This window comes from Bacillus sp. EB01, from assembly GCF_000613125.1.
Lineage (GTDB): Bacteria > Bacillota > Bacilli > Bacillales > Cytobacillaceae > Bacillus_D.
On record NZ_HG964497.1, the window covers coordinates 1,967,500 to 1,992,311 of the forward strand.

The window sequence follows — 24,812 nt, forward strand, 5'->3', positions numbered from 1 at the left end:
CTTTCTCTTGAAATGAAGTTTGCAAAAATTAGTCTCGTCTTGATCGGTAAATGAAATTGGCAAAATAGTTGGGTTCAACCTATATAAAATATTTGGTAAACACGCTTTTTGGAAAACTCACAATCTACTAAAAGGCCGCATTCTCTTCGAGGTTTATAGGAAAGGAAATCAGAGATATGAAGAAAAAATGGTTCAGTATTCAATTTTTCGTTGCAGCACTGTTGCTTTTGTATCAATTTACGCTTCCACTTGGGACAGTGCTGGCAGCAGAAAACGGCAGCATGCTGCCGCCTGCCAATCTGGCTTATCAAACAATCACACCCGATGATGGAAAGTTGTCATGGAATTCAGTATACGGAGCAACCGGTTATAAAGTATATGAAATCAAGGATGGACAGCTTACTTTACTAGGAAGTACAACTGCAATAAGTTACAGCTTAAATGATCTTTCTGAAGGATTCTATAGATATGTTGTTTCCACTGTAACAAGTGAAGGGGAATCTGGTCCTTCTGCGCCAGTGTCTGTGGAAATTATTTACCCTCAAATGCAGGCGCCTTCATCATTGAGCTCAACAATCCGAAATGGAAATGATATTGTACTTAATTGGGGTACATCCCAATATGCGCAAAAGTATAATATATATCAAATTTCTGATTCAGGAGAAAGAACACTATTAACTTCAACCACCGGAACAACTTACACTAAAGTAGATGCACCAGAAGGCACTTTTACATACTCTGTCTCTGCCGTTCACTCTCTCTACGGTGAATCCGCGGATACTTCTCCTATCAAAGCAGAAGTAACTGATCCAGTGATGAGCCAGCCTTCCAGCCTTTCGTTTACAATTACCAATGGAACGGACGTAAATTTAAAATGGCAGGCTGCAGCCTATGCAACCAGCTATCGGATTTATCAGGATGTGGATGGCCAGCTGGAATTAAAAAAGACGGTTACTGGAACAAACGGCACGCTCACTAATCTTCCTGCCGGAGAGTATATTTTTAAAGTTTATTCGTTCAGTGACCGATTTGGCGAATCATCAGAAGGAAGCCAGGTCGCTGTAACAGTAGGCTCCATAGTGATGACACCGCCTAATAACGCAACGTACAAAATTCAAAACATTAATGATGTTGTTCTTACTTGGGGGTCTGTCCCTTATGCTACCAGGTATAACATTTATGAACTGAAAGACGGGGAGAAAACTCTAAAGAGTACAACAAGTAGCACAACAATTACCTACCCCATGCTTAAAGGCGGAAATTATCAATATGAGATTTATTCCTTTAGCGACCGTTTTGGGGAGTCGGAAATAGGCTCTGAGGTGTCGTTTAGCATTGATACTGTTACTATGTCCGCACCAAAAGATGTCACATATAAAATTCAAAATGGAAATGACATAGTTTTAAACTGGAGCATTGCGGAATATGCCACAAATTATAAAGTCTATCAACTAATAGACGGAAAAAAAGTATTAAAAACGACAGTATCTAGTCCGACTGCGACCTTTATTAATGCCCCGGCAGGAGAGAATCAGTACGAAATTTACTCCTTTAGCAGCAGGTTTGGAGAATCAGCAGAAGGAACAAGTACGATAGTTTCTGTTGTTTATCCAAAGATGGTTCCTCCAGTAAGTGTTGCCGGAACCACTATAAATCCAACAGCACTGACGTTAAACTGGAGTTCTGTTGACTATGCAACGAGCTATAAAGTTTACGAGATTATTAATGGTCAAAAAATATTGAAGAACAATGTAACAAGCACAACCGTAACCTACAATAATATGAGTCCAGGAACTTATAAATATGAGGTTTACGCTTATTCCACCCGCTTTGGCGAATCGCAGCAAGGTAGTCCTGTAGAAGTAACTTTAAGCGGACAAGCACTTCCTGCACCCGGCAATCCAACTTACAGCATTTCAAATGGAAATGATCTTACATTGAGATGGAGTTCGGTGCAATATGCAACTGGCTATAAAGTTTATCAAATGATTGATGGAGAACCTGTATTCATTAGGTCGGTTACAGGTACAAGTACAACCTTAACAAATCAGCCGGAAGGGGAATTCACTTTCGTTGTTAAGGCTTATTCCACCCTTTTAGGAGAGTCTACGAATGAAGCAGAATTAAATGGTTCCATCGTTTACCCTGTTATGGCAAAACCGCTGAATTTCGTATACAGCATCTCTAATGGAAATGATGTAACGTTAAGATGGAACGCAGTAACTTATGCGAACAGTTATAAGATTTATCGGATTATTGATGGCGAAAAGGTTTTTGAAAGAACTGTGAATGGCACTTCTTCTGTGTTTGCCAATATCCCTGAAGGAGATTATCAATATATTGTCCATTCCTACAGTGACCGCTTTGGCGAGTCAACAGAAGCCAGCGCGCTGCAGTTTAACTTAACCTGGCCAATCATGCAGGCTCCGGCAAATCTGGCAAAAACCATCTCTAACGGCAACGACATAGTCCTATCATGGAATTCTTCCGCATACGCAAAGGAATATAAAGTCTATCAAATTGTCGAAGGAGATAAAGTATTAGTAAAGACAGTAACTGGAACTTCGGTTTCATTTACAAATATGCCTGAAGGGGATTATCAGTATGTTGTCCATTCCTATAGCGACCGGTTTGGTGAATCTCCAGTAGGCAGTGCGTTGGAGTTTAACTTAACCTGGCCAATCATGCAGGCACCTGCCAATTTGGCAAAAACTTTTCCTAACGGCAATGACATAGTCTTATCATGGAATTCTTCCACATACGCAAAAGAATATAAAGTCTATCAGATTGTCGGTGGGGATAAAGTATTAGTAAAGACAACAACTGGAAAGTCAGTTTCATTTACGAATATGCCTGAAGGGGATTATCAGTATATTGTCCATTCCTACAGTGACCGTTTTGGCGAGTCTCCGGTAGGCAGCCCATTGGAGTTTAATTTAACCTGGCCAATCATGCAGGCACCCGCCAATTTGGCTAAAACGATTCAAAATGGCAATGATATCTCCCTTACGTGGAACCCATCAGCGTTTACAAAGGAGTATAAAATTTATCAAATAGAAAATGGAGAGAAGATTTTAAAAAGGACAATAATAGGTACCTCAACTTCATTTACGAATATGCCAGAAGGTGATTACCAGTATATTGTCCATTCCTATAGTGACCGTTTTGGGGAATCTCCAGTCGGCAGCCCATTGGACTTTAATCTAACCTGGCCCATCATGCAGGCTCCAACGGTCAATGGCAGTGTCTTTAATGTAAACAATATCACCCTTTCTTGGAAAGCTGTCCCGTTTGCAACTGAATATCGGGTTTATAAGGCGAATGGCGGCAGTAAAGAATTAATATATAAGGGAACCCAATTGTCTTCTAGTATTTATAACTTGGCTGAGGATACTCATTCATTTGAAGTGACGGCATACAGCAGCCGTTTTGGTGAATCGGCACCATCCAGCCGTGTTGACCGGACGATTATCTATCCTATTATGGAATCCCCAACCGCTTCTTTAAGGCTATTAAGTCAAACAAGCGCACGGATTTCATGGGATTTTGTTACGTATGCGAATGGGTACAACATTTACGAAATCATTGATGGAAAACCAGTACTTTTGGTTAAAAACGTGAATAATCTTTCTTACGACATTCAAAACCTTTCGTACGCAAATCATGAATATTATGTAACATCTTACAGTAACTCATTTGGAGAATCTCAACCGTCCGCTACGGTTTTGGCAAAATTAATAATCGATACAGAGGCACCGGAAACAAAAATTAATGCGCCATCACAATGGGTGAATCAAAATCAGCTTCTTACTCTTCAGGCAACAGATAATGAAACGGGAGTAGCCAACACGTTCTACTCTATAAATGACGGCCCTCTTCAAAAAGGAACTTCTATCCTAATTGATCAAGAGGGTATCAATAAAATTCAGTTCAATTCAATCGATAAGGTCGGTAACCTGGAAGAAGTTAAAACAGTGTTTGTAAAAGTTGATAAATCTGCCCCGGTAACTGAAATTAATACAATACCTGTATATGCGCAGTCGTTTACAGCGCAATTAACCAGAAATGATTCACTAAGCGGAGCAGCAAAAACATATTATTCTATTAATGGTTCGGAATTTGCAGAGGGGACTTCCCTTACAATAGAAAAAGAAGGGAAGAACATGATTTCCTATTACTCTGTTGATGCAGCCGGGAATATGGAAGAAATAAAAACAAAAGAAGTAAATATCGATAAAACGTCTCCTGTGACTTCAGCAAACCTACCGGATACATGGGTAAATGGTAATGTAACAGTAACCTTATCAGCTCAAGATGAGGCAAGCGGAGTTGCAAAAACGTATTATTCTATCAACGGTTCGGAGTATACAGAAGGAAGTTCCTTTACTGTGGAGAAAGAAGGAATCAACGAAATCTCCTACTATTCAGTTGATACTGTCGGAAACAAGGAAGAAGCAATAATTAAACAAGTTAAAATTGACAAAACAACGCCTGCAACTTCATCGGACGCACCTGAATCCTGGGTAAACGAAGACGTAACAGTAACACTAACAACAGAAGATGAATTAAGCGGAGTTGCAAAAACGTATTATTCTATCAACGGTTCGGAGTATACTGAAGGAACTTCCTTTACTGTGGAGGAAGAAGGAATCAACGAAATCTCCTATTACTCAGTTGATGCCGCCGGAAACAAGGAAGATGCAATAACAAAACAGATTAAAATTGACAAAACCACACCTGTAACTGCCTCTGACATGCCTGAAGTCTGGGTAAACGAAGACGTATCAGTAACACTTACAACAGAAGATGAATTAAGCGGAGCTGTAAAAACGTATTATTCAATCAACGGTTCGGAGTATACCGAAGGAACTTCCTTTACTGTGGAGCAAGAAGGGATCAATGAAATCTCCTACTACTCAGTTGATGCAGTCGGAAACACTGAAGAAGTAAAAACAAAAGCAATTAAGATTGATAAAACAGTTCCAACCGTTTCCGTTTTATTGGACGGGGAATATCAGCTTGGCACAAGTTTTACATTGGATTATGATGCTTATGATTACCAATCAAGGATAGCTCAAGAAGTTGTCACACTGAATGGTCAAAATTATAAGTACGGTGATGTAATTACATTAGATCAGCCTGGTGAATATAAGCTTAAAGTTCAGGTAACAGATGGTTCAGGCTTATCTGCTGTGGTGGAAAAAACATTCACGGTCTATATTGAGGTTGAACTTGAGGTATTGCCGAAAGTGATTAAAGGCAACAAGGGAATCTTTACGGTTAAAGCTTCACTACCGACGACATATCAATCATCCTCATTTAATGTTTCATCTGTAACATTAAACGGAGTTTCCGCTGTAGCGGATAATAAAGGTTTAGAAAAACAAGCCGAAAAAGGTCATTTCAAATTCAATCGTGAAGAATTTGATTGGGTGACAGGACAAGTTAACCTTACCTTCCGTGGATATCTTAATAATGGTTTTTTAGTGATTGGTAAAGCTAGCGTAGAAGTCAAGAAATAAACCGAAGGAAATATCTTCACGATGCGGCTGCTGATAAACTAATAGGTTTATGCTTTAGTGGTTGGAAAATTTATACTTGTGGAATGGTTCTTCCATTTAAAGGATAAACTACAAGGCGACTTTACTAATTAGTAGAAGAACTCTAGATGAAGAAATATTAAAGATACTAACTTAATAGAGGGAAGAGGCTGTCCCAAAGTAACTTTTTGGGGGCCTCTTTTTTGTGGATTAAAATGTGCTAGTAGATTTCCTCCCCACTAAGGGAATCCTAAAATTAATATCGTAGACACAGGCGGATTTAGTCTGTAGCGTGGCGTTTTTTGCCTGTCACGAGGTAGTGGAAGTTGATTTCGGTAAGAAACCCCAGGAAGCTGGGATCACGACCTATAAGGTCGAATAAACCGTAAAAAAGTTGGAATAGAGTCTTGAAGCGAACCCGAAGAATGAGGTAATTAAAAGGTCGAAATGAACACTGGAGAAGGATCTTCTGCCAAGGAGAAAAGTCGCTAAACTAAAAGCTCTCATTAATGGAAGAAATAGTTATACCAAGAAAGTTACCAAGACAGATATCGAGACAACCTTCATGAAAATGATTTTGAGAATATATCATTGTTTCGGTAGGTGCAATCTACATGATAAGAATATGCGGCAGAATGGTGAGCACATTCCACCACTTTATCTCGAAATTGAGATATGCTGAAATAGTAATAAGTTAAACAAAACCAAAACGGCTTTGTTTAAAAATATCTAACATGGAGGGATTAGGAATGGCACGATTAGAAAACAAAGTTGCGGTTGTTACTGGAAGCGGTTCCGGAATTGGAGCGGCTATCGCAAAGCGTTTTGCAGAAGAAGGAGCAAAAGTGGTACTTGCAGATGTTAGCGACAAGGGAGTAACCCAAGTAAAGCAGGCAATCGAACAAGCTGGGGGTACAGCAGAGTTCATCATTGGTGATATCTCCAAAGAAGAGAATGCGAAGAAAATCAATGACTTTGCAGTCGAGAAATTCGGAAAGCTGGATATCCTGGTGAACAATGCTGGTTATGCAGGTCCAAGTGACCCGGCAGAACAGTTCAACTCGGAGGAATTCGATAAGATTTTCAAGGTCAATGCATACGGAACGTTCTATATGGTCAAGCATGCAGTCAGCCACATGAAGGAGAACAAAGGCGGAAGCATCGTCAACGTGGCTTCCAACAGTATCATGACAAGAACCGACTATCCGGGATATGCAGGTTCCAAAGGTGCGGTACGCACAATGTCATACACATTCTCAAATATCCTTGCCAAGGATAAAATCCGCGTAAACACATTGATTCCTGGGACAACAAGGACACCAATGGTACAGGCTATTTTTGATGATGAGGAACTGGCGAAAAAGTATATTGACACAATTCCGCTAGGTGAAGTAGTTGAGCCGGAAGATCTTGCAAATGGCGCGCTTTACCTCGCATCAGACGAAGCCCGCCGCGTTACTGGGACAGAACTGGTCGTCGATGCTGGGATGTCATTATAAGTAATAATTTCAAAATAGAATAAAGGCTCCAGTAAAAGTATTCATAAAAGTCCACATCTCAATAGGTGTGGCCTATTTTTGTGCGCTAAGCATTTGCACTGTATAAATGAAATAGTATACTTTAATAACTTTACTTAGATATACCGTAGTGAACCATATCATAAGTAAAAGTGAGCTTACATTGTCTCTGTACGACAACGTAAGCTCACTTTTGATTTAATTCATTACGCTCTTATTTTTACCATAAGCAAAATAGAAGAGTAATCCAAATACAAACCAAATGCCGCATGCCAACCATGTAAGAGGGGAGAGCTGAGTAATTAAAAATAGACATAATAGGAATGAACAAATTGGTAAGATTGGAAAGAGTGGTACTTTAAATCCACTGGATGGTATACTCTTATTTTTCCGTAAGAAAATAACACCGATTGACACGATTGTAAATGCAATTAATGTTCCGATGTTTACTAGTTCTGCCAGGCTGGATAACGGTATGAAACCGGCGCAAAAGGCTACAAGTGTTGCAAACACCCACGTATTTTTAACGGGTGTTTTATATTTTTTATTAAGCTCGCACATACTTTTCGGCAGCAATCCATCTCGGCCGAACGCGTAAAGAAGTCTAGTTCCGCCATATGCCATTACAAGGATAACTGTCATCATCCCCACGACAGCCCCAAGTGAGATAACCCCAGCGACCCAATCTTGATTAACTGCCTGCATAACAAAGCTGACTGGATCACCAACATTTAGCTCTGTATAGGGAAGCATTCCTGTCAAAACAAGTGAAACAGATACATACAGTATTGTACAAATTAATAATGATCCAATAATTCCAATTGGCATATTACGTTTTGGGTTCTTAACCTCTTCAGCAGCTGACGAAACAGCATCGAACCCAAGATAAGCAAAGAAAACAAGGGCAGCCCCACTGATAACGCCATTTATTCCGAATGGCATGAATGGCTGCCAATTAGCAGGTTTCACAAAGAAAATACCGATTCCGATAAATAAGAGAATAACACCTACTTTAATAAATACCATGATTGTATTAAACTTCGTAGATTCTTTTATTCCGAGCGATAATAAAAAAGCAGTGGCAAAAATAATCGCTATAGCTGGAACATTTACGTATGTTCCATCTGCTGGATTAAAAGAACCGGAAATGGCCTTTGGAATGATGACGTTAAAACCCTCTAATAAAGCACTTAAATAAGCCGACCAGCCAGTTGCAACAGCTGCAACAGCCAAGCCATATTCTAACAGCAAAGCCCAGCCGACTAACCAGGCGACTAATTCTCCAAATACAATGTATGCATACGTATATGCACTGCCCGTTACTGGTACGGATGAAGAAAATTCTGAATAACACATGGCTGCCAATGCACAGACAATAGCAGCTATAATAAAGGAGAAGATTATAGCTGGTCCAGCATGCAATGCCGCTACTGTCCCAGGAAGAATAAATATACCTGTTCCGACAATCGCACCTACCCCTAGCAGTATTAAATCAAAGGCTCCCAGCGATTGCTCTAGACGGATGGCTCCCTTTCTTTCCAGTAACTCTTCTATACTTTTTCTTCTGAATAAAACATTTTTCATACAAACCCTCTTTTTTTGAAAATATGATAAAATTCTATATATTTTTAACTTAAAGGTCAATCAATTTTGTCGAATTACCAAAATTTTTGTCGAATTACCAATATTTTTGACGAAGAAAACTATAAGTAAAGTTTTTACAGAATGGGATATATCTATCCTTAAATGAAAAAGTTCTTTAATTTATAATGCTTTAAAAAAATTGTCAAAGACGTGATAGTAAGATATTGTCTATAGGATGCATATACAAACTGAGAAAATAAAATAGTAGATAAAAACCACTTATACTTTTGTAAAAGAAAAGAGGCTGCACTTTATGCACTTAATTAACAAAATAGGCAAGAGCTTTTGGTATATCACTCCAATATCAATAACCGACCGGCCCATCCTGGGAATGGTAGTGGGCAATAACAAAACATTAATGATTGATGCCGGTAATTCGGAAGACCATGCAAATTATTTTATCAGTGAACTTTTAAAAAGGGATGTTCCTAATCCGGATATAATTGTTCTTACTCATTGGCATTGGGATCATATATTTGGTCTTTCTGCATTACCTAATGCAGTTTCGATTGCTTCCGAAAAAACAAAAAAGGAAATGGAGAAGCTAATCCCGTTTTCATGGTCAGACGAGGCAATAGATGCACGAGTGAAAGAAGGAGTAGAAATTGAATTTTGTGCAAAAGCAATTAAGGAGGAATACAAAGATCACCGGGATATTAAGATTGTTTTGCCGGATTTAACATTTGATAAAAAGGTGGAAATTGATCTTGGCGGGGTAACCTGTATTGTTCAGTATGTTGGAGGGGATCACGCTTCAGATTCAGTCATCGTGTATGTCAAAGAAGAAAAGATTCTCTTTCTTGCTGACTGCATTTATCCTAATATGTATTCCGAAAAACAAAACTATACAATCAAGGAAACACTTCGGCTGTTAGATGAGTTAGAATCTTTTGATGCAGAAACTTATATCCCTTCGCATCAACAGCCAATTTCAAAAGAGGAATTTAATCAGGAAGCTGCCAAGCTGAGAACTATTGCGAAATACACAGATAGTTGCCATGGTGATAAGCAGAAAATAATTGAGGAATATGAAAAGTACGTAAAAAGGGAACTTACAGAAGAAGAAATGGAAACAATCGCTGACTTTGTAAATGGATATAGCGGGTAATTTTATTATAAATGAGGTTTCATTAGTAGCAAAAGGCAGTGGGAGTACCCACTGCCTTTTTTTCGTAACTATTAATCATCCTTATGGCAGGTTGCATCTGCTTTGACGAGATGTTCCATTTAAACGCACAATACTGTGTTCACGAAGCGCCTTTATATAACAAAGCTAACGATGATGCCTGAAAGTATGCTTACAAGTGTGGCGCCATATAATAGTTTCAGCCCAAAACTAGCGACAATATTGCCTTGCTCTTCGTTCAGACTTTTTACTGCTCCGGTAATAATACCAATTGATGAGAAGTTGGCGAAGGAAACCAGGAATACAGAAAGGATCCCGAGCGTACGTTCACTAAACTGATGATCGCCTCCGGATAAATCCATCATCGCGACAAATTCATTTGTCACCAGTTTAGTTGCCATAATTCCCCCGGCACTAACCGCTTCCGATAAAGGAATTCCCATTATGAGTGCAATTGGAGCGAAAACATACCCGATTAGCCTCTGGAAGGAAACGTTAAATACAAGCTCAAACACGTTATTGATTGCCGCCATTAAAGCAATAAAGCCAATCAGCATGGCACCGACGATAACGGCAACCTTAAATCCATCCAGGATATACTCCCCGATCATTTCAAAAAAGGATTGCTTTTTTTGATTCTGTATTTCCAGCATATCTTCTTCTGGTTTTACCTCGTACGGATTAATAATAGAAGCGATGATAAAACCGCCGAATAAATTTAAAACGACTGCTGTGACAACATATTTTGGATCGAGCATCGTCATATAAGCGCCAACTATGGACATGGATACAGTAGACATCGCCGAAGCACATAGGGTATACAGACGCTGTTTTGAAAGCAGGCCGAGTTGTTTTTTTAACGTGATGAAAACTTCCGATTGTCCGACCATCAGGGAAGCAACTGCGTTATAGGATTCAAGCACACCCATCCTGTTCACTTTACTTAATACCCATCCAATTCCTTTCATAAGGACCGGCAGAATTTTCAAATATTGCAGAATTCCAATTAATACAGAAATAAATACAATTGGCAGCAGCACTGTTAAAAAGAATGGAGCCTCGCCCTTGTTTGCCATGCCGCCAAACACGAACGAAATCCCTTCGTTTGCATATTCAAGCAGTGTGGTGAAAATAGCTGCTATTCCATTGATGATGATAAGGCCAAATTCTGTATTTAACAGTAATAGTGACAAAAGAATTTGAATGACAACCATCGTGATAATTGGCTTGAATTTTACTTCTTTTCGATTTGAACTTGCCAGCCAAGCCAAAAATAATACAACAAGAATACCTAAAGCTGAAATACCGTATTGCATATGTAACCCTCCTGATGAATTAAACAATATGTACACGCGCTTATAGTTAGTTACTACTAGTAAGCACCGCTTGACATAGTAACCTCTTTCACTAGTGATTGCAATGGATATTTTGCCCAAACCTTAACTAGAACCATACTTATTAAAAAAGAATGCGTTTTTTTCTATTTTTGGGAAAAATACTGGGAGAGTTTTGATGAAGCTTAGCAAGTATAACGAAACACCCCATATTTGAAGTTAGTCTTCTTGTCGTATTCAGCTTCCCTGCAAGGCCGCAAATCGACCATTGCAAAAAAGAACCCAAGGCTGTTTTAAACCTATTCTAATGGCTTGCTCGGGAACTATTCGTATAGTGAAAATTCAGCATTATAGATGAAATTAGGGGTTGGAAGAATTGATTTCAGCACGCAAAAGAAATTGGATTTTAGCTTTACTTTTTTTAGGCTGGGCTTTAGGAAATTTAGATCGTTATATTATGAATTATGCTGTCTTGGCCATTACGGAAGATTTGAATCTTAGTGCGTCATTTACAGGGCTTTTACTCAGCAGCTTTTTCGCAGGGTATGCAATCATGCAACTGCCTGGGGGATGGCTGGCTGACCGTTTTGGTGCAAGGAAAGTTCTGATTGCCTCAGTCATTGTGTGGTCAATTTTTACCGGGCTCACGGGTGCCGCATGGTCATTGGCTTCAATGGTGATCATTCGTTTCCTGTTTGGGATTGGAGAAGGCGGATTTCAGCCTTCCAGCTCAAAAATCATCTCACAAGTATTTCCGGAAGAGATGCGGGCTCGGGCTATGTCTATCATGTTGTCGTCCGCCGGGATTATCGCACTTATTATCCCAATTCTCTCGGTTGGATTGCTTACAACGATAGGCTGGCGCACTACATTCGTAATCATGGGAGCGATAGGGGTAATTATTGCAGCATTATATTGGTATTTTATTAAGATCCCAAACAACGATGAGGCTCTAAATACTCAGAATTCCATAGGAGTTCAACAGGGTTCGTTTAAACATTTGTTTAAGACCCCCTTGATGTTGAATTTATTTATTGCGTATTTCTCCTTATACGCTGTTAACTGGGGTCTTGCGACATGGATTCCGACCTATTTAGTGAATGTCCGCGGGCTAAACTTGGTTTCATTAGGGTGGCTGCAGACGATTCCGGGAGTAGCACAACTCTTGGGGATTTATTTAAGCGGATACTTGATTGACAAGTTAGCAAAAGGGCGCGAAAAAGTAGCAGGCGCTGTTACTTGTATCTGTATTTCGATACTGCTGTACCTAATGTTTACAGCCTCAAGTGTAACTTCTTTTATTATTTATCAAACGATCATTATGCTGATCATTTCATTCGTCGTCATTTTATTGCCAGCCATAGTACTTAAAAATTTACCATCTTCCTTAGCTGGTTCTAGTATGGGGCTGGTTAACACAGGCGGACAGCTTGCTGGTTTCATCACACCTCTAGCGATTGGATTTATTGTGGATGCATTTAATGGCTCGTTTAACGCAGCATTTTGGATGCTGATTGCTTTTGCATTTATATGTGCTGTAGCTCTTGTGACAATGAACTATGAAAAAGGGGAATTGCTTACTAGCAAAAGTGAAGAAACTAGCGGCTAAGGTGTACGAAAGGAGGGGGGCAGGTTTGGGCATACATAGTTTTATTTCAGACTATATTGAGAAGCGTAAAGTAACATTTATTCAACTAAGCGATAAAATATGGGCAACCCCGGAACCTTATTTTGAGGAATATAAGTCTTCTGACTATTTGTGTCATGCATTGGCGGAGGAAGGATTTCAAGTTGAAAAAGATGTTGCTGGACTTCAAACTGGTTTTATTGGGAGTTATGGCAGTGGGAAGCCTTTAGTGGCCATTTTAGGCGAATACGATGCTTTGCCCGGTTTAAGCCAGAAAAAAGGACTTACAAAAAATGAACCCATTACAGCCGGCGGCTATGGACATGGATGTGGACATAACTTATTGGGGACAGGTGCTTTTGCCGCAGCAGTTGCAATAAAAGAGTATATGGAGAGAACAGGCTTGAAAGGGACGGTGTGTTATTATGGCTGCCCGGCTGAAGAAAATGGATCTGGCAAAGCGTATATGGCTCGCGCTGGTTTGTTTGATGATGTGGATTTTGCCCTTTCCTGGCACCCGGAAACGAAACCTATTATTATGAACTTCAGCTCGCTTGCTAACTACGCCGTTCGATTTATTTTTAATGGAAAAGGCGCTCATGCCGCGGCCGCACCTCATTTAGGACGCAGTGCTCTTGATGCGGTCGACGATACAGGCGGAACTTCACCAAATGTTGTCCAGGCACATGCTGAAGTAGCTTACCTGATACGTGCTCCGAAAAAGCAGCAAGCAACGGATTTGTATAAAAGGGTCGAGGACATTGCAAAAGGTGCGGCCTTGATGACAGGAACGAGGGTGGAGGTAGAGTTCGAGGGAGCTGCTTCGGACTTGATTCCCAATAACACACTTGCTGGGGTTATGCACAAAAACTTAACAGCAATTGGTGTTCCATCCTATGATGAGTCTGACCAAAAGTACGCGAAAGAAATAAGAGATTCGCTATCTCCCGAAGACCGTGACTCGGCTTTAACAGGCATGGATAAAAATACGGCCATGAAATTAAAAGACAAACATATAGCTGATCTCATTCCGCAATTAAGCAAAAAAGAAATAATGCTGTCAGGCTCCACAGATGTTGGGGATGTCAGCTGGATTGTTCCAACCATGCAATGTATGACAGCTTGCTGGGCGCTCGGAACTCCTTTCCATACCTGGCAAGTTGTTTCACAAGGTGCAATGCCTATTGCCCACAAAGGCATGCTTCAAGCAGGAAAAGTAATCGCAGCTACCGCAATCGAGGTCATGGGAAACCCGGACATTTTACGAAAGGCAAAAGCGGAACACCAGGAACGGCTTGGCGGGGAAACTTACTTTTCGCTAATTCCTGAACAACAAGTTCCGCCCCGAAAAAGGTAAATATGGATAAAACACAAACAAACCTGGCTCAATTTGAGTGGCCAGGTTTGTTTTTTCGAGGAGATTTAATAATGCTTTCTTATTCGGAAAAGGTTAGGACCGAGTTCATTTAATGCGATAGCCGCTAATATGATTGCTATGCCTACCCACTGAAGCGATGTCACAGTTTCCGACAAAATAAGGCTGGCTGATAGGATGGCAACAGGTAATTCAATGGACGTTAGGATGTTGGCAACCCCTCCAGAAACCAGTGGTGATCCAACCGCGAAAAATAATGGCGGAAGAACTGATCCAAATAACGAAACTCCAATAGCAGTCGTTAATAAGTTTTGCTCCAATGGCAGTACAGTTGGAATATCACGCATGAATAAAATCAGGACTAAAATCGCTGATCCTGTTACCATTAACGAACTCCGCGTCCATGCATCCACATTTACAGCAACCTTGCCGCTGAAAAAAATAAAGCCTGCATAAGTGAATGCAGATAGAAGACCAAATATAACCCCTTTAACAGGTAAGCCCTGAATGTCTCCATTTACAATATTCGAAGCAAAAAAGACCCCTATTAAAATGAACATGATGGACAATAATGTTACTGGTGCTGGTTTTATTTTGCTGAAAATCCATTCAAAAATGATTCCGATCCAAACGAATTGGAACATTAAAATGATGGCCAATGAAGCAGACAAATATTGCAACGAACCATAATAAAAAATACTTGTTAGTCCGATAAAACAACCGGTTAACATAATTTGAAGAACATTCTTCCTATTAAGTTCTTTGAAACTGCCGCGTTTAAGTAGAGTAAAAGACCATAATAAAAGCGAGGCAAAAATCATTTGAACGATAATGATTTGGCCAACTGAGTAACCGTAGCCAAACCCTAATTTAGCAAATATAGGTGTGAAGCCAAAACATCCAGCACCTAGTAATATAAATAAGATTCCTTTATTTAATTTCATTGTAGCAGTGACCTCCATAAGTGCTTGAAAATAACTAACCTATAGTAACATAGAAACAAGAACAATTGCTGACTTTATACAAAAGAACGGGCTGTTATGAAATGGAATTACATAATAGCGGCTTTTGTAACAAGATGGCTTGTGTTCTTTGAGTCCCAATCTCCTCAATAAGCCCGATTAAAAAATGTTTTTGAAAAGGAATTTCCGAGTACAATTTGAAACTGTGGGGATAGCGAAATGTCCTTGAAAAGGGGTTTCGAGTACAATTTAGGGTTGCTGGTATAGTGAAATGTCCTTGAAAAGAGGTTTCGAGTACAATTTGAGGTTGCCGGGATAGCGAAATGTCCTTGAAAAGAGGTTTCGAGTACAATTTAGGGTTGCCGGGATATCGAAATGTCCTTGAAAAGAGGTTTCGAGTACAATTTGATGTTGCCAGGATAGGGAAATGTCCTTGAAAAAAACTCCTGCAGGTTTATTATGATGAAACTCTTTAAAGCTCCGGACTGGGCACATACCAAGAAAATTAAATAATACTTAAAGAGTCCCTATTACAATTGGGGGCTTTTTATTTTTCTTAAATAATTTTCTGCCAACGAGAAAAAACAAGAAATTACCAAAAGCGACTAGAGAAAGTGTTGGAAACGGTTACTTGAATAATATTAATATTTTAAATTGACTGAACAATCCGATTGTATTATTATTCTTCTATTAAACTTTTTTCGTAGAACGAAATATTAAAAGACTTTGGGGAAAGTGGAGTGGTTTTTATGTCACAAATGCTAGCATTGGTTATTATTGTAGGAATTTTATTGCTGGGGGATCTGGTTGCTGTACGAACAAAGGCCTGGGTGCCGTCCATGTTTGTCTGTGCTGTCCTGTTCCTTCTTGGTTATTGGACATTTTTCCCGAAAGATATTGTAGCCGTCGCGGGTGTTCCGCCAGTTGTTGCTACGATGATGATGTATTTGCTAATTACAAATATGGGAACATTGTTATCTTTAAAAGAACTGAAAAATCAATGGAAAACCATTGTTATTGCCCTTTTTGGGATCCTTGGCATTATCGCCGTTTTAATGACGATTGGAAGCCTGATTTTCGGATTTAAGACAGTCGTAGTAGCAATACCTCCACTAGTTGGCGGGGTTGTATCCGCGCTTATCATGTCGGAGGGCGCAAAGGAAGCAGGCCTCGTAACCCTTTCCGTTTTTGCGATCGTTATTTATGTTGTTCAAGGTTTTGCTGGTTATCCAATCACCTCAATCGTATTGAAAAAAGAGGGTGAAAGGCTGTTGAAGCTTTATCGCGGCGGAGAAATGGCGGCCTTAAAGGAAATGGAAGCTGCACAAACAGAGACGGCGGCAGCTTCAGCCACAGCTCAACCAGAGCTTAAACTTTTTAAAAACTTGCCGGAGAAGTACAACACAGATTTCTTTAAACTTTTTAGGCTGGCACTCGTTGGTTATCTTGCCTATCTCGTATCAACCTTAGCGGCGCCAGTTGTTTCGATTAGTCCGTTCGTTCTTTGTTTACTCTTTGGTGTTATCGCCTCAAGTGTGGGATTTTTGGAAAGACAGGTACTTCAAAAGGCAAATGCCTTTGGAATGGCCCTAATGGTACTGATGCTGTTTATTTTTGACGGCTTAAAACAAGCGACACCAGGTATGATGCTTGAGATCATTTACCCGTTAATTGGTACAATCGTTCTCGCTGTTATTGGGATGTATATATTCTCCTTTATCGCTGGAAAGCTTTTAAAAGTGAGCAAGCATATGGCGTTCGCCGTTTCGTTAACCGCCCTTTATGGATTTCCGGCCGATTATATTATCACAAACGAAGTCATTAAGTCGTTAACCGAAGATGAAAGAGAAAGGGACATGCTGACAAGCCATATGCTGCCGCCAATGCTGGTTGGCGGGTTTGTCACAGTCACAATCGTTTCGGTTATCCTTGCAGGCATCTTTGTTGGATTCTTGTAATAATTGGAGGGAAACAAGTTGACTGGTTTACAGGAACGAATTGAAAATCATATCGGGGCTTTGAGCCAATTTACCGCGACACCTGGTAAAGGGACAACCCGCCTGACTTATAGCAAAGAGGATTTACAGGCGCGTAATTACATTAAACAAAAAATGAGGGACTATGGTCTTGAGGTTACCGAAGATGGTCTTGGCAACATTTTTGGCAGGCTGGAAGGTACGTTAAAGGATGCACCGAGTGTATTGATCGGTTCTCATTTTGATTCAGTACCAAACGGCGGCTCCTACGACGGTCCTGCCGGAGTAGTGGCCGCACTAGAGGTCGCTCATTCTTTTTTAAAAAATAATCTTACTCCCAAGTATCCGTTAGAAGTAGTTGCCCTGATAGAAGAAGAGGGTGCCAGATTTGGCGGCGGACTGATGGGCTCAAGAGGGATCGTTGGCCTGTTGAGTGAGGAAGAGTTTCTAAGTTTAAAAGATAAAGATGGGGTGACCACGGAAGAAGCGATGAAGAGGATCGGCCTTGACCCATTCCTTCCGAAAAAAAGAGACCCAAAAACAATTAAGGCTTTCCTGGAACTCCACATTGAACAAGGACCGATTCTTGAAGAAAAGGGTATCCCAATAGGAATGGTAGAAGCGATTGTTGGATTAACCCAACTGGAGGTAACTGTTGAGGGACAGGCAGGCCATGCGGGTACGACCCCAATGGACCGTCGGACGGATGCGTTAGTTGCAGCAGCCAAGATGATTGCTCGGTTCCCGGAATTGGCCTCTGATGTAGGGGAAGGAACGGTCATCACCACCGGACGCCTGAATGTTTGGCCTAACGGTGCAAATGTGATTCCAGATAAGGTTGTTTTTACGGTAGATATACGGTCAGGAAAAGAAGAACGCGTCCTTCATGCGGTTGAGGAAGTAATCGGCTTGATTGAGTCCTTTAATCGTAATGGAATCAAGACATCTGTCCAGCGGCAATTATATATGCCGCCAAAGGCAATGAACCAGGAAATCCTTTCTCTTTTTAAAAAGACATGCAGCGAATTGAACCTTTCATACTGTTCGGTAAACAGCGGTGCTGGCCATGATGCGATGGTTATGTCAGATGTGACCGATGTGGCGATGCTGTTCATTCCCAGCAAGGACGGCCTCAGCCATTGTCCTGAGGAATGGTCTGATGCCGGGGACATCGCAAGAGCTACAGAGATTTTATATGAAACAGCTAAGATATTAACGGAGGCGGAATAAACATGATCCATGCAAAAATCAAAGAAGCGATACAAGCGTACAATGACGAATTAGTCGAGTTGCGCAGAAAGTTCCACAGTGAACCGGAACTATCCTTTGAGGAATATAAGACAACAGCCTTTGTTTGTGAATACCTAGAGAATCTGGGAATCTCTTACCACAAAACAGAACCAACAGGAGTCATTGCGACCATCGAAGGCGGTAAGCCGGGGAAGACGGTTGCATTGCGTGCGGATATGGATGCGTTGACGGTTGAAGAATTAAATACGGATCTGCCATATGCATCAAAAGAAGCGGGGAAAATGCATGCCTGTGGGCATGATGCCCATACGGCGATGCTGCTAATTGCCGCTAAAGCACTAAATGATATCAAAGAAGAATTGCCTGGCAATGTCCGGTTGATTTTCCAGCCGGCCGAGGAAGTAGCGGCGGGTGCGAAAGTCATGGTAAAACAGGGAGCAATGGATGGAGTGGATAATGTATTCGGCATCCATATTTGGTCTCAGCTGCCGACAGGAACGGTTTCTTGCACACCGGGGCCATCGTTTGCATCGGCAGATCTTTTCACCGTAACCTTTAAAGGGAGGGGCGGCCACGGGGCGATACCTCAGGCTTGTATTGATGCAGCGATTGTTGCGTCGTCATTCGTGATGAATGTTCAATCAGTCGTGTCACGGACGATTGACCCGCTTCAGCCTGCAGTGCTGACGATTGGAAAAATGGTTGTCGGAACACGGTTTAACGTAATTGCTGAAAATGCTGTAATTGATGGAACGGTGCGTTGTTTCGACCCGGCGGTAAGAGACCATATTGAGAAGCAGCTGCAGATCTATGCGGAACAAGTGGCCGCGACTTATGGTGCAACTGCACAGGTAGACTATACGCGCGGCACCCAGGCGGTCCTTAACGATGAATACAGTGCGAAACTTGTTCAGAAAACGGCTGCCGAAGCATTTGGCGCGGAGGTCATATATCACGAAAAGCCGACAATGGGCGGCGAAGACTTCAGTGAATACATGATGGAAGCCCCTGGAAGCTTTGCCCTCGTAGGCAGCGGCAACCCGGAAAAAGACACACAATGGGCCCATCACCATGGCAAATTTAACGTCGATGAAGACGCCCTGGCAACTGGCGCCGAACTGTACGCACAATACGCATGGACATATTTGAACGAATAGGGAATGAGCAGTAAATAGAGTAATAGTGGAAAGTGGTGCCTGACACTAAATGTGGACGTGAGTCTATGTTGGGGTTGGCACCCTTTTTATTATTATCAAAAAGAATATCTTTTCTTTGAGAACTGTCTAGCTATATAAAAGTTTTTGGCATGGAATAGAGTTTGTCCAGTATATGTTGAAAATTGTCCTGTAAAGTTTGGGAAATGTCCTGAATCTCAAAAAAGTTGTCTCGATTCCATAAAAAGTTGTCCTGATCCGTAATCAGGCTGGTCTAGACAGTAGGTTAGCCTCTCTTAAAATGCCAGCTTTCTCGCGTAAAAGTGTAGTGTGTCCTGATTGGTTGTAGGAAGCGCAATCAGTTGAGCGAGATTTTTAGTTAGTTTACTCCTTGTTTTCTCCTATCCTAAATCACTCCGCCAGACCTATGTTAAAAAAAGACAGCCGGTCGGACAAAGTGTAAGCAGCACACAATAATGTTATTATAATTAGAATAATGAGTATAGGAGAGAAACAAATGAATAGAAGAGTAGTGGTTACTGGTATTGGAGCAGTCACTCCATTAGGGAATGATGCTTCTACAACATGGACTAACATAAAAAATGGTGTATCCGGAATTGGCCCGGCTACCATATTTGATGTTGAAAATATTGATATTAAAATTGCTGCAGAAGTAAAAAACTTTGCACCAGAAGAATTTATGGATAAAAAAGAATCAAGGAGAATGGGCCGGTACAGTCAGTTCGCTGTTGCTGCGAGTAAAATGGCTGTAAAGGATGCGGGTATTAGGATAGGTGCCGATATTCAACCCGAACGGGTCGGAGTCTGGATTGGATCAGGAATTGGCGGTTTAGGTGAGTTCGAAGCACAACATCGGAAATTTTTAGAGAAGGGCCAAAGAAGAGTGAATCCTTTTACGATACCGATGTTTATCCCGGATATGGCAGCAGGGCAAGTTTCCATTGAACTCGGCGCAAAAGGAATTAACAATTGTTCAGTTACAGCTTGTGCTTCAGGTGCGAATTCAATAGGTGATGCATTCCGGGCAATCCAGCACGGTGATGTCGAAATGATGATTGCCGGCGGAACAGAGGCAACGATAACGGAAATGACAGTTGCAGGATTTTCTAATATGACCGCTCTTTCGAAGAATCCCGATCCAAAATCAGCAAGCAGGCCATTTGATAAAAATCGAGATGGATTTGTTATCGGGGAAGGCGCTGGAATTTTGGTGTTAGAAGAGTTAAATCACGCTCTTGCCCGGGATGCTCACATATATGGGGAGCTCATTGGGTATGGTGCTACCGGAGATGCCCATCATATTACAACTCCTGCACCTGAAGGAGAAGGTGCCCAACGATCCATGAAACAAGCATTAGCAGATGCCAAAATCTCTCCGGAACAAGTGGACTATATCAATGCTCATGGAACATCTACTTATTATAATGATTTATATGAAACATTAGCGATCAAGGAAGTTTTCAAAGAACACGCGTATTCTCTTTCAGTAAGTTCGACGAAATCGATGACAGGACATTTGCTGGGGGCAACGGGTGCCCTAGAAGCAATGTTTTCTGTATTAGCCATAAAGGAAGGGATTCTTCCTCCAACAATTAATTATGAAACACCCGATGAACAACTTGATTTAGATTATGTTCCAAACGTGGCTAAGGAGAAGGATATTCAAATCGCTCTATCAAACTCACTAGGTTTTGGCGGTCACAATGTTACATTGATTTTTAAAAAGTTTAGTGAGTAAACCGCGTTATAAAACGGCAAATATTTGCCGTTTTTTATTTTGGGTATTTCTACTGCTTCGAAAGCAAAAAGGTATACTAATATACCTTCCAAGTATAAAATAGGACAGTTGGCATTTCAGAGTAGGAAGGGTGTTGAAATGGTAAAAGCATATGCCTGGCTGACATTTTGCGTACTAGTCTGGGGAAGCAATTTTGTGTTTGGCAAGCTGTTGGTCCAGGATTTTTCACCAACAATGTTAACCATGCTTAGACTTTTGTTTATTGTCCTATTTTTAATTGGGATATCCTCATACAAAAAGCACTTTAAACGAGTGAATAAATCCGACTTGCTCGCAGTTATTCTACTAGGGGTTATTGGTGTTTTTATAAACCAGTGGTCTTTTTTTATAGGACTGCAAACAGCCGATCCAACAACATCTGCATTGATTTTGGCAACTACCCCTATATTAACTGGTGTATTGGCTGCGATTTTTTTAAAAGAAAAATTAACAATCCGTATGTTGATTGGGTCAGTTGTGGCAATTATGGGGATTTATTTTGTTGTAGCAAAAGGGAATATATCTTCTTTGCATATCGATAAAGGCCTGTTCTGGATTGTGATAACGATGATAACCTTCGCGATAATGATCATTATGACACGGCTTCTGTCGAATAGAATTGATCCGCTTACAATAACTTTATATTCCAATGTTGTAGGCTTGATTGTGTCGATTCCTTTTGCCTTTTTACTAGATACTCCTATAAAAATAAGCTATAGCATTTCGGATTGGGCTTTTCTGATTGGGACTGCCGTTGTCGTTCATGGTTTGGCTAATTTGATTTGGAATAATTACATCAGATATGTTGATGCGTCAAAGGCTTCGATATTATCCAATCTAGAACCTTTTGTAGCTATGATCATGGGATTGATCTTGCTATACAAACCCATAACTGGAGCGGAAATCTTAGGATCAGTATTTATAGTCGGAGGCGTAGTATTATCTACGTATCAGCGGAAAAAGCTAAATAGCCATTAATATAAAAAGAGCATTGATAATTTACAATGCTCTTTTTCAGCCTTGTTACCATTCTTTTGGTTCGTAGTCGAGTTCTCTCCCCTCATCTTTTTAAAATGAGAGGACTTAATGTTATTTATTTGCTTTGCTCACTTTTAACTTCTTTCCTTTGATAGTCGCATTCTCCATGGCTTGTAATACTAGTGAGCCCTTTCCATTAAGAATATCAACATATGACATATGATCGTGGATGGTTATAATGCCGATATCATCTGCTGTGACTCCTGGGATTTTTGCAATCGTTCCAACAAAATCAACAGCACGAATTTTCTTCTTTTTACCACCGCTGAAATGGAGCTTCATAATATCTTGGTTGATTCGGGCAGTCTTATTATTTCTTACCACGCGCCTGCCGCTAAGTTTTTCTTCGAAGGCAGCTTTTCTACCAGCCACTTCGAGATGGCTGGGAGCTTCTATAGTAGGGATTTCAAAGCCGATATATTTTTCAATTGCTTTAATGAACTTTCCTTCAAATGGTGTATGAAACGTAATGGCCATTCCTTTATTTCCTGCACGACCGGTTCTCCCGGTTCGATGCACATAGCTCTCTTTTTCCATAGGGACGTCATAGTTGATGACAAGTGTCACATTATCAATATCAATACCTCTGGCAGCTACATCGGTGGCCACCAAATAGCGGAAGTTGCCCATTTTGAAACCTTCCATAACAGCAAAACGGTCTTCTTGTTCTAGTCCGCCATGGAGTCTTTCACATGGATATTTAGCTTTTTCTAGCTCACTATACACAGCATCAACGTGTTCTTTAGTTCGGCAAAAAATCAGGCAGCTGTCTGGATTTTCTACAACTGTGATGTCTTTAAGGAGTGAGATCTTTTCTTCTTCCTTCACTTCAATTAAAAAATGTTCAATTGTTTCAGCCGTTACCCCGGTTGATTCAATCTCAATATGAACAGGGTCTTTCATATATTTATGACAAAGATTTTCAACATCTTTAGGCAAGGTAGCAGAAAAAACCATGGTTACCCGGTTTGAAGGCAGCTCTTTGATGATCGCCTCCACTTCATCGATGAAACCTCTATTAAGCATCTCATCCGCTTCATCTATGATAAGATACTTTATTTGTTCCAAAACGAGGGTTTCTCGTTCAATATGGTCCATGACACGGCCAGGCGTACCAACGACTACATGCGTTTTTTGTTTCAATTCATCCTTTTGTTTCGTAAAAGGTTCTTTTCCATAGACGGCCACTGCCTTAATCCGTTTAAACCTTCCGATATTTGTAATATCATCGCGGACTTGAACCGCAAGCTCCCTAGTTGGGGTAAGAATTAGGACCTGTGGTTTTTTATCCTCCCATTCAATCAAATCGCAAACAGGAATCCCAAAAGCGGCAGTTTTTCCGCTTCCGGTTTGAGCTTTTACTACAAGATCCTGATTTTCCATCGCTAATGGAATGACTTCACTTTGAACTTCTGTCGGGGTCTCGTATTTTAACACAGCCAGTGCTCTTTTTATTTCTTCGCTTACCTGAAAATCCGCAAAACTTCTTTTACTCATTTTTTAACCTCGTTTTTTGTTTTTTCGTCATATGTATAGAATTCTCTCCAAGAAATATCATATGCATGATCTGAATATGGTTCATTATACTTGAAAAGAGCCGGACAAATTGGCTTTTTTATAGATTTTATCGGAATAACTGCACATAAAGACCTCATTTAGATGATGGTGAACCGTACATAAATAACTCCCATATTCTGCAAATAAGAAAAGAGCATTGTAATCGTTTAGAATACAATGCTCTATTTCAGCCTCGTTACCATTCCTTTGCCTCATAGTCGAGCTCTCTGAATAGTTGAGTCTTCTCTTTCTTAGATAAGTCTCTCCATTGTCCAGGAGGTAGATTTCCTAAGGTAATATTCATGATCCGCACTCTCTGAAGCCTGTAAACCTCGTAGCCCAGCGCCTCACACATACGGCGGATTTGCCTGTTTAACCCCTGCGTTAAGATAATTTGAAAATCGAATTTTGATAACTGCCGTACTTCACAAGGAAGTGTTTTAGTGCCCAAGATCTTTACACCCTCAGACATTTTTTTCAAAAATTCAGGTGTAATCGGCTTGTCAACCGAAACGATATATTCCTTTTCATGCCTATTCTCAGAACGGAGAATTTCGTTAACAATGTCGCCATCGTTCGTAAGCAGAATTAAGCCTTCTGAATCTTTATCCAGGCGCCCAATATTAAATATCCGTAATGGATGGTTAACCAAATCAACAATATTTCCCTTAACACCTTTTTCGGTCGTACTCGTAATGCCTACAGGTTTATTTAAAGCAATATAAACATTGTTCCTGGCAACACGGATGGGGTCTCCGTTTACTAAAACATTATCCCCAGGATTAACCTGGCTCCCGATTTCAGCCCGCTTCCCATTGATGGTAACACGTCCATCCATGATTAATTTATCCGCCTGCCGCCTGGAAGCTTTTCCAGACTCGCTAATATATTTATTGATCCGCATGCAAACCAT

General features: G+C 40.7%; 15 protein-coding genes. 10 read left to right on the plus strand and 5 right to left on the minus strand.

Features of this window, described 5'->3' with window-relative positions:
* The first annotated feature begins 176 nt into the window (after positions 1–176).
* Both TY16_RS08800 and TY16_RS08805 read left to right on the plus strand, forming a co-directional pair.
* Complete coding sequence (locus TY16_RS08800; protein ID WP_043931481.1) at positions 177–5,522, plus strand: OmpL47-type beta-barrel domain-containing protein; 5,346 nt, start codon at positions 177–179, stop codon at positions 5,520–5,522.
* Between the two features lie 767 nt (positions 5,523–6,289).
* Positions 6,290–7,039, plus strand: a complete 750-nt coding sequence (locus tag TY16_RS08805) for an SDR family NAD(P)-dependent oxidoreductase (RefSeq protein WP_043931482.1) — start codon at positions 6,290–6,292, stop codon at positions 7,037–7,039.
* 216 nt (positions 7,040–7,255) lie between these two features.
* On the opposite strand, the gene TY16_RS08810 is transcribed toward TY16_RS08805, so the two are convergent.
* Complete coding sequence (locus tag TY16_RS08810) at positions 7,256–8,641, minus strand: amino acid permease (RefSeq protein ID WP_043931483.1); 1,386 nt, start codon at positions 8,639–8,641, stop codon at positions 7,256–7,258.
* 313 nt (positions 8,642–8,954) lie between these two features.
* On the opposite strand from TY16_RS08810, the gene TY16_RS08815 reads away from it, so the two are divergent.
* A complete protein-coding gene (locus TY16_RS08815) occupies positions 8,955–9,809 on the plus strand; it encodes an MBL fold metallo-hydrolase (RefSeq protein WP_043931484.1) in 855 nt (284 codons plus the stop codon).
* 152 nt (positions 9,810–9,961) lie between these two features.
* Here the strand turns inward: TY16_RS08815 and TY16_RS08820 are convergent, their stop codons facing one another.
* A complete protein-coding gene (locus tag TY16_RS08820; protein WP_043931486.1) occupies positions 9,962–11,143 on the minus strand; it encodes a NupC/NupG family nucleoside CNT transporter in 1,182 nt (393 codons plus the stop codon).
* Between the two features lie 394 nt (positions 11,144–11,537).
* Here TY16_RS08820 and TY16_RS08825 point away from each other — a divergent pair, with 394 nt between their 5' ends.
* On the plus strand, positions 11,538–12,770 hold the full coding sequence (locus TY16_RS08825) for an MFS transporter (protein ID WP_052342657.1): 1,233 nt from the start codon (positions 11,538–11,540) through the stop codon (positions 12,768–12,770).
* A 25-nt stretch (positions 12,771–12,795) separates the two neighbouring features.
* Positions 12,796–14,145 (plus strand): M20 family metallopeptidase, encoded by a 1,350-nt coding sequence (locus TY16_RS08830; protein WP_043931488.1) that lies wholly within the window; start codon positions 12,796–12,798, stop codon positions 14,143–14,145.
* 65 nt (positions 14,146–14,210) lie between these two features.
* On the opposite strand, the gene TY16_RS08835 is transcribed toward TY16_RS08830, so the two are convergent.
* A complete protein-coding gene (locus TY16_RS08835; RefSeq protein ID WP_043931489.1) occupies positions 14,211–15,107 on the minus strand; it encodes an EamA family transporter in 897 nt (298 codons plus the stop codon).
* A 767-nt stretch (positions 15,108–15,874) separates the two neighbouring features.
* Here TY16_RS08835 and TY16_RS08840 point away from each other — a divergent pair.
* The 5 genes from TY16_RS08840 (at position 15,875) to TY16_RS08860 (ending at position 22,282) form a co-directional block, all read left to right on the plus strand.
* Positions 15,875–17,083 carry a hypothetical protein gene (locus TY16_RS08840; protein ID WP_043931490.1) on the plus strand — a complete coding sequence of 403 codons (1,209 nt, stop codon included), beginning with the start codon at positions 15,875–15,877 and terminating at the stop codon, positions 17,081–17,083.
* 18 nt (positions 17,084–17,101) lie between these two features.
* Positions 17,102–18,331 (plus strand): Zn-dependent hydrolase, encoded by a 1,230-nt coding sequence (locus TY16_RS08845; protein ID WP_043931492.1) that lies wholly within the window; start codon positions 17,102–17,104, stop codon positions 18,329–18,331.
* A gap of 2 nt (positions 18,332–18,333) precedes the next feature.
* Positions 18,334–19,509, plus strand: coding sequence for an amidohydrolase (locus TY16_RS08850; RefSeq protein WP_043931494.1), 1,176 nt, complete (start codon positions 18,334–18,336; stop codon positions 19,507–19,509).
* Between the two features lie 514 nt (positions 19,510–20,023).
* Positions 20,024–21,265, plus strand: a complete 1,242-nt coding sequence (gene fabF / locus TY16_RS08855) for a beta-ketoacyl-ACP synthase II (RefSeq protein ID WP_043931495.1) — start codon at positions 20,024–20,026, stop codon at positions 21,263–21,265.
* Positions 21,266–21,403: 138 nt separating this feature from the next.
* Complete coding sequence (locus tag TY16_RS08860; RefSeq protein WP_043931497.1) at positions 21,404–22,282, plus strand: DMT family transporter; 879 nt, start codon at positions 21,404–21,406, stop codon at positions 22,280–22,282.
* Between the two features lie 111 nt (positions 22,283–22,393).
* On the opposite strand, the gene TY16_RS08865 is transcribed toward TY16_RS08860, so the two are convergent.
* Both TY16_RS08865 and rluF read right to left on the minus strand, forming a co-directional pair.
* Complete coding sequence (locus tag TY16_RS08865; RefSeq protein ID WP_043931498.1) at positions 22,394–23,839, minus strand: DEAD/DEAH box helicase; 1,446 nt, start codon at positions 23,837–23,839, stop codon at positions 22,394–22,396.
* Positions 23,840–24,095: 256 nt separating this feature from the next.
* Positions 24,096–24,803, minus strand: coding sequence for a 23S rRNA pseudouridine(2604) synthase RluF (rluF, locus tag TY16_RS08870; protein ID WP_043931500.1), 708 nt, complete (start codon positions 24,801–24,803; stop codon positions 24,096–24,098).
* Positions 24,804–24,812 lie beyond the last annotated feature (9 nt).